The organism is Bernardetia sp. ABR2-2B (assembly GCF_037126435.1).
Lineage (GTDB): Bacteria > Bacteroidota > Bacteroidia > Cytophagales > Bernardetiaceae > Bernardetia.
Genome location: NZ_CP147020.1, coordinates 4,735,358 through 4,749,226, shown reverse-complemented (window position 1 = coordinate 4,749,226; position 13,869 = coordinate 4,735,358). Strand labels below are relative to the sequence as shown.

6 protein-coding genes are annotated in these 13,869 nt (G+C 33.4%); 2 read left to right on the top strand and 4 right to left on the bottom strand.

Annotated elements, in window-relative coordinates; genetic code table 11:
- Nucleotides 1–69: 69 nt before the first annotated feature.
- Nucleotides 70–903 (top strand): hypothetical protein, encoded by an 834-nt coding sequence (locus tag WAF17_RS19960; protein WP_338763570.1) that lies wholly within the window; start codon nt 70–72, stop codon nt 901–903.
- A gap of 106 nt (nt 904–1,009) precedes the next feature.
- Here WAF17_RS19960 and WAF17_RS19955 read toward each other — a convergent pair whose 3' ends face one another.
- The 3 genes from WAF17_RS19955 to sprA all read right to left on the bottom strand — a co-directional run bounded on the left by WAF17_RS19955 (nt 1,010) and on the right by sprA (nt 10,216).
- Nucleotides 1,010–1,762, bottom strand: coding sequence for a 3D domain-containing protein (locus WAF17_RS19955; protein ID WP_338763568.1), 753 nt, complete (start codon nt 1,760–1,762; stop codon nt 1,010–1,012).
- A gap of 313 nt (nt 1,763–2,075) precedes the next feature.
- The gene (locus tag WAF17_RS19950) at nt 2,076–2,741 is read right to left on the bottom strand and encodes an SUKH-3 domain-containing protein (RefSeq protein WP_338763566.1); all 666 of its coding nucleotides are present in this window, start codon (nt 2,739–2,741) and stop codon (nt 2,076–2,078) included.
- A gap of 86 nt (nt 2,742–2,827) precedes the next feature.
- On the bottom strand, nt 2,828–10,216 hold the full coding sequence (sprA, locus tag WAF17_RS19945; protein WP_338763564.1) for a cell surface protein SprA: 7,389 nt from the start codon (nt 10,214–10,216) through the stop codon (nt 2,828–2,830).
- Between the two features lie 622 nt (nt 10,217–10,838).
- Here sprA and WAF17_RS19940 point away from each other — a divergent pair.
- Entirely contained in the window at nt 10,839–13,007 is a 2,169-nt protein-coding gene (locus tag WAF17_RS19940; protein ID WP_338763562.1) for a tetratricopeptide repeat-containing sensor histidine kinase, read from the top strand.
- On the opposite strand, the gene WAF17_RS19935 is transcribed toward WAF17_RS19940, so the two are convergent.
- On the bottom strand, nt 13,004–13,864 hold the full coding sequence (locus WAF17_RS19935; RefSeq protein WP_338763561.1) for an HNH endonuclease: 861 nt from the start codon (nt 13,862–13,864) through the stop codon (nt 13,004–13,006). The two genes, WAF17_RS19940 and WAF17_RS19935, sit on opposite strands and share 4 nt — an antisense overlap.
- Between the last annotated feature and the right edge of the window lie 5 nt (nt 13,865–13,869).

The window sequence follows — 13,869 nt, the reverse complement described above, 5'->3', positions numbered from 1 at the left end:
AAAAATTCAATGAAATAAATTTACATAGTTTTATATTTTTTAATTATTAATTAACTCAACTTTATTTCTATGAATTATTCAAAGAAAAAATATATTTTTTTTGTTTTAGGTTTATTTTTATTATTGTTCGTTTCATCTTGTAAAAATGAAGAAGATCACTCTCCCTGTGGAAGAACAGATTGTTCTCTAACCAAAACAACCTACGCTGAAAACGGAATAGAACAGCAAATTATCAGTCAAAGCTATGTTATAGAAGGAGGTAAAAAATTGCTTTCCGAAACTTATTGGGATATTCTTGTCAGTAATACTTCTATAAGAGTAACGAATCGATATGATAATCAAGCTCGTCTGATTGAAACTTTTACTACCAATACATTCAATGGAGGTTCGAACAACTCAAAAATTACATACGAGTACGATACTTCCATTCCAGAACGAGTAATAAAAAGCACCAGTTATGGTAATAATAATGACATAGTTGCATACAGTTTATACTCTTATGAAACATTAGATAAGCCTATACGACAAGATTTTTATAATTTACAAGATGAAATAGTTGCTCATAAAGAACTGGAGTATGATTTAAATGGAAACTTAATAAAAGAATCAGACTATCAACGAAATATCCTAACTTCCCTTACTACATTTTCTGATTACACAGCAGAAGGAGAGTGGAAAATCAAAACATACGAAAACCTTAGAGGACAAGGACTTGGAGTAGAAAAAACGACAAAAACTTTTGAGAATTGTACCTTAAAAAGTACCCTTATAGAAACAGATGGAATATTTACTAGTCGCTCTGTAAATACAATAGAAGGTGGTTTGATAGCATCTACTCAGAGTTTTGATTCAACAGGCAACCAAATTAATAACGAAACTACTTATGAATATGACTGTAATTAATTGATTTGTAGTTTACGTTATATAAAAGTCATTTTCTATTTTTGGAAATGACTTTTTTGTTTTCAACATCTTTTTTAGATTTTACTAATTAAAATTGATTCATAAGTTATTTATGAATTTGCAATAATTTTTCTTGAGCTACTGAGTCACTAATAAAATAAGCTTTAAACGTACCCAAACTATCTGACTTTATAAAAGAGAAAGGACTTTCAGTAGCTGTTCCGATAAAAATATCTATATGATTTCCTTTGATTTTGCTACCAGCATCGGCTGCAAAAAAATATCCATCGTGTATTTTTTTAGATTTATCTGTACCTGTATATTCTATACCTTTTGCTTGTGGAATAAATAATGTACTGCCATAAGGAATAACTGCACTATCGACAGCAATTGACTTGAAGGGAACTAACCTATATTCTTGCACTCCTTTTGCACCTCTGTCTGTTTTGCTCCACAATACTTGTCCAGTTTTTTCATAGCCTGTATAATCTTTATATTTTTCACACTTTCTACAATCATATTGTAAGGAATCCGAACGAGTTTCATAATTTAGTGTAATGATTTTTCCATCTTTTCGGACTTTTACTGTGCCTTCTATACACGCCTTGCACCAATCACAAGAATCTACTTTTATACCTAAAGGTTTCTTATTTTTATCTAAAAAATCAATGCCGTTTTCTTTGTACTCAATAGTTGGAATGTAATAATAGGTAGCCCATAAAGTTAAGGAATCTAAGACTTTATCTGTTTGAGTGATTTTTTTTGAGAGTTTTTGATAAGATAAAGGCTGCTTATTTAGGCAGAAATTTAATGAAGACAACAGGAAAACTATCATCGCACAAAAACTTAGTATTTTCATAATTTGGTTTGATTAACCATAAAACAGACGTGAAACCGTAGTTTAAGAAGATAAATCCTCGTTTACGGCTATAAGCCTAAACGACGGTTGAAGATAAGAAATACGAACCGTAAACGAGGCGTGAAGCCGTCGTTTAGGGAAAGAAAAAATTACTTTATCATATGTGTCCAAAAATAAACTTCATCCAAAACCATTTTTGATTTTCTAGGACGATGAAACATATTCATTTCTGTTTATTTATGGTGTTGATATTTTGGTATGAGTGTTCTGTGTGCCACAAAATACAGAAAGGAATTGATTAAGTCCCTTCAAATTAAGGTTCTTGATATTTTCTTCCAATTATTCGAAAATTATCTATATTATCTTCAATTCCTAAAAGAGACCTCATCATTTCCTCAAAATTATATCCTTTATATTCATATAAATTTACACTTGCAATATTATCTAATTGGTAGAATTTATTACTTTCATCAACATACAGGTTTACATTCAGATCATCAGCTGAGGCAAAACAGATTAGATTCTTATTTACTCCATACTCACTCATATCTTCTATACTAAGTGACTCCGAAAAGTCTACTGAACTAGGAATCCAATAATCAACTTCATTTATTGAAGGGAAACTCAAACCTCCAAATTCTTCAATTATTTTGATAGCGTGTTTCACATTAATAGTTTCAGGAAAACCTGTCTTTTTCACTTCAATTTTTCTTCCTTCAAGCCATCCAGCCTTTTTCAGTATAGAATAGTATTTAAAAGTTTTGAACTCTTCGTCTGTTATATACTTGTCTATGATAGTTTTCTTTAGCCTATGAATTATGTCATTACTTTGATAATTAAAGTCTATTAAATCGAAGTATAACTCATTTCCAATTCTTGATTCTAAATCAGATGTGTTATAAAGCCAATGTTCGAATTCTGAAATACTTTCATTGCCTAATAAAAAGTTTAGAATTCTATCTTTATCTGAATCATTCATTTTCTTACTTAAAAATAGTTCATTTATATTGTAAAGTTTTATTTTTCGTGTTCTGTGTACCACAGAACACGAAAACAAACAAAAACCTACTGCGCCAAATTAAACCTTACCTGCACACCAAAAGCAGTATTATATCTTGGAAATGAATTACTCAGTCGTGGACGGTTGATAGCTCTATCAAAATAAGCAGTCAAATTCACACGCTGATTGACCATGTAGGCAAGTGTTGGTTTGAACTGTAAATTGAAATTACCACCTGTAAAATCGCTGTCTTGTGTTCCGTCAGTATCTATTTTACGCTGAATCACTTTTGTATCTCTAAGTGTTACGGCACAACGGAACGTCAAATCATTTTTCAAAACTACATCGGTAAATGGAATTTTTACGCCTTTTCTAACAAAGCCAACATCAAAAACAAAATCATTATTTTTCTGCTCGGCAAGTTGTGAGTTGGAAAGATTCAGTAAAAGTGTACGGTCTTTATTGAAATTGAAACGGAAGGTAATATCATTATTTGTACGAATATTAATTCCGATAAGTGGACTAAAACGCTCCGTAATACTCACTTGATTGACGACAAAAACAGGCTGTAAGTTTCCAGTTTCTGGGTCAATGAGGTCTGCTAAAGGAACATTATATTCTGTTATTCCCAAATTCAGATAAGAGAAATCATATAAAAGTGAAGACGTATAACTACCCACAGCATACGTAGATTGATAGCCATGTGTAATGCTAATAGAACGGAAACGGTCTTTGAATATCGCTAAATTGGTAAGACCATTATAAGTCAAACGCCAATTTGGTAACGGAATACGTGGAAATTCGGAGGTCGTACTTCTACCTGAATAAGCAGACAAGAACGAAGGAATCAAAACATCTTGCGAACCAATATCATAATCTCCTGCTGCATTTTCGGCATCTAAAGCACTTTTTACGGTTGCTCTATTTGCAATAAAATCATCAAACAAAGGAGAATTTCCAAACTCATCATCACTTGTAAAAGCAGTTGATAAACTAAAATACGAAATATTATAATTACCTGTTCTTACAGCAGTTTCTGAAATATAATCATCTGTAAAAGGGTCGTAACGCAGCACTTCTGAATAATTTGCGCCTTGCGTTCGTTGTCCTTCTACCTGTAACTGAAAGTCCTTTAATGGCTCTATATCTATTCGCAAACTTAGCGTTTTGGATTGGTCTTGAACAATCGGATTTGTCTGTGCTGCCGACCTTGATAAATAGCCATTATTTGCCATATCCAAAATGTTATCTCTACTCTGACTTCCCAAAACAAACGGCAATCCAGGGGCTGCAAAGTTTTGGTCTAGTCCTAAGTAAGTTGGTGTTGTCAAAAGATTTGGAAGCATCGTATTTCCATTGATGGAATAATTAAAGGTTATTCGCTTGACAGAAAGCAGTGCTTTAACAGCTCCCTCGGCTGCCCCTCCACCAGAAGAACCTCCTTTTTTACCTTTCTGTTTTTCTTTTTCTGCTTTCAGTTTTTCTTCAATGCGTTGCTGTCTTTTGTCTAGCTTGGCAACTTTCTTATCATATTTTTCATTGATTTTTTCCTCTTTAGTGGAATCAATTTGAGCAATCATAACAGAATCTACTAAGACAGAATCTACTAATCTATCTAGTTTAATATTTCTGACTTTATTTTTTCTAGCTTTTTTATCTCTAGACTTCTTAATTCTGTATTCCAAACGCTTTTGTTTTGGCGATGCCGTAGGGCGAGAAGTGGCATTATTCTGATTGTTTCTTCCTTTTCGTTTTGGCGCAGTTACTTCTCTCAAATAAGGACTTTTGTTATACAGTTTTTGCATATCAATTTGTCCATTTACCAAAAACTGACTACTACTTCTTGCCATATTACCAAGTGTATCAGCAACTCCGACAGCATTGGCAGTCCATGTATAATTAGACGAACGACGAATATCAGCATTCAAGAAATCTATTGCTGGAAATTTATCTAAAGGAACACGGTAATTCAAAGTAGTTGCTTGTGAGAAGAATTTCATACGCCCTAAATCTTGCACATTCGACCAAACAGAATCTCGTTTTTCTTGTGTATTGAGTTCTCCTGCTGGTTCATCAATAATAGCCGAAGCCGTAGCATTATAATCAGCTAACAAACTCTTTGTAAAATTCCATTGAACGGTATAATTTCTATCAAAGAAAAATGACTTTTGAAAGAATGGCAAAACACCATCAGTAGTGAGTTGAGCATTTCGATATTGTGTTTTTAAGAAACGACGATTTACTTGTCCTGCTACTGTGATATTATTTGGTAGATAATTGAAATTAAAATCTCTAATAAATTTGAGATAAGGCGCATTCAATAATTCATTTTTCTTAAATGGCTCAAATGGTTTTACATCAAATCCATAATTATATACCAAACCTACTTTAGTTTCTCGTAGCTCGTCGGTAGCAAGTCTAATATTTGTTCGTTTCGAATCTGTATATGAAACCGAAGCAGCAAAGTTTTCGATGTCCCAGAAGTCTTCTTTTGCATCTGGATTTACTCGCTGTTTTCGAATATTGGTAAGATTTATACTTCGTCTTGTAAGTCTGTCTTGAACTAAATTTCTATAGTCTTGCCTTGCGTCTTCATTGTCAAAGGAAGTTTCAAGTGAGCGTTCTAATCTAATATCTGGGTCAAGAGGATTGAAAAGTGGCGTTATTCTAGTCTGTTCGTAACCTACAAATAAAGGCAAAGAAATTCCTAAACGATTCAGAAATATTTTATCTAATTGTGTAGCTGCCGAAACATCATAAAACAAACTGGTTTCTCTCGTTCGGTCAGAAATTCGGTCTTGTATTCCTCCAAAAAATGGCGTACTATAACGTAAAGCTGCATTTACGGTAGCAAAATCTGCAAGTTGTGTTTGAAGTTGTAGGTTTGTCGCCCAACCACCTTCTAAATTAAAATCGGTTACACGAAGTTCGTTTGCCCACACACAGACTGATTTTGGCTGTTCATCTGTTGTTTTTGGATTCCGAACTCCTATCATAATAAGCTGCACACTACTCAAATCAGGGTTTCCGACCACACGCAGTTTATACTTTTCAAAAATCCGTTCATATGGAACTCTGACACTAAGTCCACTTGCATTTCTTTCTGTTTTGGTATCGTAAAGTGCATCAAAAGGCAAATCAATTTCGTTTTCTTGTAGCCAAATTTGATTAGGCAATGATGAACCTGCTGCCGACATGGTTAGAGGAACTTCTATTTCATAATAATTTTCTTTAAAATCTGTTCCCAAACGTAAAAATGCTGTTACTTCTCCATTTTGAGCTGTTGCACTATTGGCGTGTAAAAACATTTTGATTCGCTTATAAAAAACAAAATCATAAATAATATTTTTAAAGGCTGCACGGCTATCTCCATCTTGCAAATCTTCTACACAAAGCTGTAAGGATTGCTCATTTAACCTTGCTTGAGTAATTGATGTTGGGTCTGTATCACGCTGAAAATTAGGAGGGACAGAGTACGAAATACCATTCGAACTTGCTCCTGCATCACTTCCATTTTCTTCAATATTTACAGTAGAAATAACAAAATTGGGGTCATAAGGCTCAACAGGACGGCTCAACCCTTCATCTTGCAAAGAAGCAAAATAAGGTCTCCATTGCGCTCCCACAAACTGAAAATGTGCCATACGCATAACGACAGGCTGTTCCCAATCCGTCATAAAAAGACGAATAAAACGAATAGACTTAAAGCCATCAATACTTCCAATTTTGTCGTCAAATTCACGAATCGGAATACGGAATTGATACCAATTTACTTGGTCGCCATTTCTATCAACAGTTACTTTATCAACAACATATCTATTATTCTCCAATTGATTTGGTCTTAAATCCAATTCGTATTGATAATAGCCATCCAAATCTGAAAGTGTATTATCACGGTTCAAATCTTCATTATCTGGTAATGTTGTGGCAGAAGCTGTTCCTGCATTTTCAGGTGAGTTTCCTTCCATTCCATTAAAATCAAAATAACGACCTAAGATTTTTCGGTTTGCATCGTCTTGGTCTCCACCCAAATAATACCTAAAATTATCTTTTGATGGGTCGGCTTGAAGCCTTTGAAAAGCAGTTGCACTCAATCGTGGCTGAACGGCTGCTAAATAATCTCTAAATTGAAAACGTTCGGCTTCATCATCTAATCCATCTAATCCCACATCTTGTCTTTCTCTTGCTCCATCTTCTGCTGAAAAGGCATCTGTCAGAAATTGTTGTGTTGTTACTCTTCCCCATTCCGTTTCCTCTACATCATTCAAATCTGCATCAGTAACTGGCAAACCATTTTCAAAGCCATGTCTTCTGTCTGGAATTACGTCTTCTGAAATATTTCCTAAGTTAATATAAAACTTTCCTCCTGTTGTATTCGAAACTCCTGCACCATCTGGTGTTTCGACACGTCCGTTTTGTCCTTGAATGAATGGGTCCATTAGCCAAAACTCAATGTATTGAATATTTATATTATCGAAATCGACATTATAAGTAATTCCTTTCGTAATGGAAGCAAAATTTTCTCTAGGATTGCGAAGCGTTCCATCTACATTTAGCTCTGGATTGTAATTATATTGCCCTGGATAAGACGGATAATATGCCAAATCAAAAGTAGTCTCTGGTGGATTGATTTGCTGGTTATCACGCTGTTGAAAAATTTCATTAAACTCTACTTGACGAACATAATGGTTTTGCTTGTCTTCGTCTGTAATATTATCAGGAACTTGATTTGTAATTCCACTTACAAAAAATGCAGTTACATCAACTGTATGCCACGATAATTTCGCTCTTTTATAAGAATAATTCAGACCATCAAAACCTGTTTCTGGACGGAAAAGTTGAGGCGTACTTCCTAGCTTCCATGTCAAGGGTTGGCGAGTAAGGTCGTACGGAATCTCACTACTTTCAAAATCATCTACATACGAAGCTGCTTCTCCACCATTTCGTTTAATTACATTATTTTCTCCTGGAATTAGCTGTGCATATTCTCCTCTAAAAGTAAATGTCGATTTTTCTTTTGTATCAAGCCCTGGAATTGCATCAACCATTCTTGTCAAAAACCCTGATTCTTTTTGGATACTTGCCGTTGTTCCTATCATTGTATTTCTGACAGGCTCTAAACCAGTAGTAACACGAGTAATAATAGGGCGTTCGTTGAGGTGAAGAAGTGTTGCAGAAAATTTTACATCTTTATTCAAAATATATTCAGCATCCAATCCCATAATATTACGTTGCTGAACGCTGAACAAATCTGCTCTTTCATACTGAATGGTAATATCTTTTCCAGAAGCCAAAACACCTTCATTCAGAATACGAACTCTACCAAACTGATAATCAACAGTATAATCTGCACCTTCAGAAAGCATTACTGAACCTGCACGAACCATTACCGAGCCTTCCGAAATATTAATCCCTGGCAAAACAACCTCATTTCCTCCTGCGCTTTGATATGAGCCTTTCAAGAAGTATTTACTTTTACTAACTAAAAATTCGGCATCGGCTTGTGTTCCGTCGTAGAGTTCATTAAAAACATATTTATCAATAAATTGAACTTCATCGACAGGGTCAAAAAACTCTAATAACTTATCTCCAAATGGCTCAACAACTGGGAAAATAATACGTGCTTGGTCAGATTGGACAGTAATATTTTCTAAGAAATCAAAATTTCCATCAACTTGTGGGTCAAGATTTGGATTTAACCTATCCAAATTGGTAATCTGAACTAAAGGAACATCTTCTGTTCTTCTTCCTTCATGCAAACTTGGATTATCAATTCCTGTAATATCATCACGATAAATTACTTGAAGCTGAAAATTTTCTGGACGTAATTGTGTAGCTTGAAGGGAATAAATATTTTTCATCATCAAATCCCACAAAGGCAAATCAGTACGAATTGTTGGAGGACTTAATAGTTTCATAAAAATAACTGCATTTGCATCTCTATTTTGATAGTCTTCTGTCAGTTCTCCTACCTTAAAAACCTGTCCATTGAATGTATATTCGTAAGCAACAGCTAAAATCTCATCATTTCTAAGAGGTTGTTGTAAGGAAATATAACCAAGTTGTGGATGAAATGTAAACTCATTATTACTTAATTTTCTAGCCGAACGAAGGAAAGAATAGTCTGTTCCATTTTCAAGATTAAATGCTCCACTTTCCAAAACTTGTGTTAGTTGGTCTGGTGTTCTTGTAAGGTCTTTTACTTGCTCAAAAAGGTTATTTGCTCCGTTTCTTGCAGCTCCACCTGTTCCATTAAATCGCTCTCTGTATGGCGCACCTTCTCCCAAATCTTGAAAGCCAACAATATTTCTAAGCGTTTGGGTGTCGTTATTTCGATTGGTTACATAAACCTCCACACGAGTAATATTTACACCAGAAACAATACTTGGAACGGCACGTAAAGCCTCCTCATAATTATCTCTAAAAAATTGTGCTAAGAAAAAGTGTTGATTGGCTTCGTATTGGTCTGCTCGGATTTCGAATTCTTGTCCTTGCGCTCCGTTTCTAATCGTTATGCTTTCAGAAACTCCTCGTTGATTAGCAATTAAAGTATTGAGCCATAGTTTACCAAAACGCAAACGAGTAGTAACACCCATTAGATTCTGACTTCCTGTAATGAGTGTATTTGAAGTAGCAAGGCTCACATTTCCAAATTGAACTTGCTGAACAATATCTTCTTCATAACCTGTATAACCTTGATTGAAACGGTTTTCGAACTGAAAAGCAGCTTTTGTATCAAAGTTTGCATTGAGTTGCATTTTTTCACCTAACTTTCCTAGAATGGAAAATTGAATACGTTGGTCAAAATTAATTCCTCCATTTCGCTGCTGACGAATTGGAATTTGTGGATTATCTATCCTTTGCCATTTTCCACCAAAATCTAAAAGCACTGAACCTGTTGGTTGAATTTCAATTTTATCTCCTCCCAAAACTCTTCCCAATCCAGAAGGCAAAGCCACTTCAATCTTAGGAACTGAACTTGTCGTTGCAGCCTGTTCTTCACTTTCTTCTTGTATTTTTTCCTTATAATAGGCTACATCATCATAATAGGTCTTTAATTTTGTGTAATCTTCTACCGAAATTCTGCCCAAAGGCGTATAAGAATTAGGACCATCACGACGCAAGACATCATAAAATTCTCCTGTTTCATCTAGTCTATAAACAGCATCAAGACTTCTAGGGTCTGGAAGCTGCAAAAGTGGCGACGACAAATCAGGCTCTAATATCGGATTTTGAGTTTCTCCTTCGTTAGCGTTTGATTTTAGTTGTTGGTCATAAAATAGAAGTGAATCTATATTATTGACTACGGTTGTATCTTGAGCAAAAACGCTATTCACAAACGTAGAAGTACCACAAAAGACAACTAATGTAGTGATACGAATAAGAAAACGAAAATAGGTAGAATTTGCAGAAAGCAAATTATAAACTGGTTGGGCGAAATGGGTTCGCTGCATAAATAGTTGTAGCTAAAAGAGTTATCGTATTTTTATCTTATTCTATTCCATTTTATAATTTGAAATAGAATTTCTATCAAAATTGTGTGTAGCTTTCTGTAGCCAAAATTTTCCAAATGTTGGTTGAACTACCATATTTCTGACAGTTGGAAACTGTCAGCTACTTAATCACAAGCCAATTACAAAATTAGCATTTTAGAATTTAAAACAAACTAAATTCAAAATTCAAGTTTTGTAGAGTTAGATAACTTAATGATTAATAATTTAGAAAGGATTGACTAAAACAATTAAATAGAAAAGTAGATTTTTATCATAGAGGAATGAACAGACTTTAATTATGCTTTTTGAAATTTATTTTTCGAATAGTATGGGTAATTATTACAAACTTATAACTATCTTTTTTAATGTTATCAAAAACTTTGAGGGAAAGGGAATACAAATATTCTCAAAAAAATAGATATTTCAAAATTGTTACCTAATTTTGAAGTCTTAAATAGTAATTTTTACTTATTCTAACTAAATTAAAAGTAAGTATAATTTTTACTAAAATTAGTATCTTGTGAAATAATATAAAAAATAACCTTTTATCTACTTTATTTAATCCATATTTGTTCGTATTGCTATGAAAAGATGGCTTTTATTGCTATTTTTTGGATTTATTACGCTTTCTTTTTCATTTGCTCAAGATAAGGCTGATGAAGAATGGAATGAAATACAGTCGATGTTTTTTTCTTCACAAGATATAGAATATTATGAGAAACTTGTTGATTTGCTTAGTAAAGGCGAAAATAAATTAAATCAGCAACGAATTAGCTTTTTAACAGAAAAGATAACAGAAAAAACTCCAATACCTACAAAAATACGTGTTCATTGGCTAGAGGGATATGTTTATGAAGATATTGGTAAACGTGGACTTTCATTAGAGCGAAACCTTAGTGCCTACAAACTAGCTAAAGATAATAATTTGCTTCCAGAAAGAGCTCTTGCTGCTAAACTACTCGCTAGTAATTATATTCGACTTGGTTTGGAAGAACAAGCCATTATGTATGCCTTAGATGCTTCAGACATTTTTACAAAAATAGATGATAAAATAAATAAAGTAATATTACTTTATACAATTGGAGATATTTATTTTCAAGCAGAAAACTATAAAGAAGCTATTAAAAACTATAACTCTGGATATAATTATGCTGTCAAAAATGATTTTTTGTGGGAACAACGTTATACTGCTAATAATCTAGGTGTTGCTTATAGAGAACTTCAAAAGATAGACTCTTCACTTTACTATTATAGGATAGCCAAACAGGTTGCTACGCAGATGAACGATACAGTCGCTTTGGCTTTGGCATCTGGGAATATTGGAGAGATTCTCTATAAAAAGAAAAATTATGGACAAGCAGTTTATTTATTAGAAGAAGACGTACGTTTGAGTAGTCAATATAAAAACTGGGGAAGTGCTGCTAACGCTCTTGTTTTGTTAGGCAAAATATATAATGAAAGAGAAAATGATTTTCAAGCTAGTATTTATCTTGATAGTGCTTATGAAATTGCTTCAAGAAATAAATTACAAAAAACAATAGCTGCTGTTTATGAAGAACAAGCTAAGTTATTCGTAAAAAAAGATAGCTTTCAAAGAGCTTTAAAACTGGAAAGAGAAGCAAAAATAATTCGTGATTCGATTACACACCGTGAAATAGCTATCAACTTAGCAGCCGTACAATCAGCTTTTGAGAATGGACAAGCACTAGCACAGGTAAAGATTTTGGAGAAAGAAAATGAGAATAAAAAAATAACAATTTGGGCAACTACAATCGGTCTTTTTGCAGCAATATTCTTTCTAACAATTCTACTTTATCAAAATCAACAGAAAAAGCAACTTAATAAGAAATTAGTCGAAAAAAATAAAGAAACAGCAGAACAAAATATAAAGCTTATTACTCAAAAAGAAAAAATTGCTACTCTTAACCTTAGTCTTAATGATAAAGTAGAGCAACGAACACAAGAGCTAGAAAAAAGTATAGAAAACTTGGCAGAGGTAAGGCACGAACTAGATAGCTTTATGTATAGAGCTTCTCACGATTTACGTGCGCCTTTAGTGCGTTTGGAAGGCTTGAGCAACCTCTTAAAAATGGTAACAAAAGGGCTAGAAACTGATGATAACCTGCAATCTATTTATGAAGTTCATACCTATATAGATTTATTTGATGCTACTTTGAAGCAAATGGATACAATGCTTCGAAGGCTAATGCAACTTCACGATTTGATAGAAGAAGAATCTTATTTTACAGAAATAGATAATTTGCATTTGTTTGTGGAAGAAGCCAAAACAGCCTCCTATGATTATGCTCCCAACGGAATATCTATAAAAGCAAAAATTGAAAGCCACGCACCACTCATTACAGATAAGAAATGGTTCCGTCTAATTATCATCAACCTGCTTCGTAATTCCCTTGTGTATCACAACATGAATGAGACTCCAACCATCGAACTGCTCATTAGAGTAGAAAAAGAACAAATTTTGATAGAAGTGAGTGATAATGGAGAAGGAATACCTACCGACTTGTTGGGTTCTGTTTTTAATATGTTTGTGCGTTCTTCGGAGCGTTCGATAGGAAGTGGTTTAGGACTTTATCTTGTCAAAAAAGCTGTTAATAAATTAGATGGAAATATTTTTTGTAATTCTACTCCCTTTATCAAAACCACTTTTTCAGTCTATATTCCCAATCGGGATGAGATTAGCCAAACTTCTTCAAAAGGAAATGGTGTAGATGATATTTTTGTGTTTGCTTAAGGTGCGTTTTCTTCTAAAAATAAACTATAAGCATATTTTATTAATTCTTGTTCGCCAAATTCATACTCCTCTAAAAAAAAGTCCTCAAAATTTTCATTCATATAGTATCCAACTAGAGAAAATTCTTGCTCTTTATCCCCTAGAGTAAATAGAGTTTTAAACAATGAAAAAAAAGCTAATTTAATTTCTCTGTCTGTATAATTTTCTGAACAGTATTCTTTAAAATTGATAACAACACTATCCAATTGATTCTTTATTCTTTGAATTGGTTTTTTCCGTTCGTTTACTAAATTCTGATTTCCTAAAAATTTATCTATCATTTCATTAGCTCGTTGAGAATCAAAACCATTTAAATCCGATTTTGCTACAAATTGACCACTTTTATCTACCTCAAAAAAATCTAAAGGCTCGTCAATTTCTGGGTGTAAATAAAAAGGCTTTTCATTTAAAAGCTCTTCACTATCGGCAAGACACTTTGATAAAATAATATTTCCATTTTCATTAATAGGAGGGTGTTGAACACTTTGATTTTTAGTAGGAAAACTATCATCTTTTATTTTGTTACATTTTCTACAAAGAGGAAATAAATTTGTCCATTCTAAAGCTAACCAATAATAATGACTTTTGGGTCTGAAATGCTCAACTGTAAATCCTTCATAACTTTGGTCTTCTTTCAAAACTCGTTCACAAAACCCACATTTATTTTTATAAATTTCTTTCAAGTCTTTTTTTGTAGGTTGAGCGTAATGCTTATTTTTCCAAAACTTGGGCTGTTTTATTACTAACTGTTCTTTTAGTTCAGCTTGTCTTCTTTGTAAAACTGCTGGTACTTCGCTCGGTTTATTCACTTTTCTCATAACAA